The following is a 610-nucleotide window of genomic DNA, read 5'->3' on the forward strand; positions in this document are numbered from 1 at the left end:
CCTTCATAGGGCTCGCCAAGGAAGCCGAGTTCGCCACGCAAATTGCTTCGAGTCACCGAGAAGATCACGACGTCCGATTCTCGGCCCTGCACGGCGTCAACGGTTTTGATCTGAACGTCGACGTTGTCCAAGCGGTGGCCGCGACGCAGGGCGCGTTCAATCTCGACGCACTGTTTCCGGTAACCGCTGAGGATGAGGATCTCAAGCTTGCCGCCGTCGGTGCGATGGTACTTGCCCAGGCTGGCTCCGGCGTTGAGGCGGTGGACGAGTTGGCAGACCTGTTCGACCTCAAGCGTATTCGCCAGGCTGGAGTCACCCGCGAAACGCGTCTCCTCGTGGCGGGTGCTGCGGTGGCTTGTCGAGAACCAGATCACGCGTTCGTCGTCGTCGATGGTTTCGGCAGCCACTACTGCCACGGGGTCGTGGATCAGGCTGCCGCCGTAGAAAGTGTGCGAGATGAGCTCACCGATCGGGGCGGCCATCCGGTGCTGGGTCACCAACCTGGCACGGCACTCCTCGGGCACTTCAGCGAGCAGAGTGTCGAATAGCGAGGTCGACAAGAACACCCGGTCGAGGTCATAGGTTTCGACGAGGTCATTGTGTTCGCGCC

At 61.8% G+C, this 610-nt stretch carries 1 protein-coding gene; it reads right to left on the bottom strand.

Going from position 1 to position 610, the window contains the following annotated elements; all coding sequences use genetic code 11:
* Positions 1–610 (bottom strand): AAA domain-containing protein (locus tag SKC41_RS31745; protein WP_330981556.1); only part of this gene is annotated, 610 nt, incomplete at both ends.

The sequence above is a fragment of the Mycobacterium sp. 050128 genome, assembly GCF_036409155.1.
Classification (GTDB): Bacteria; Actinomycetota; Actinomycetes; order Mycobacteriales; family Mycobacteriaceae; genus Mycobacterium.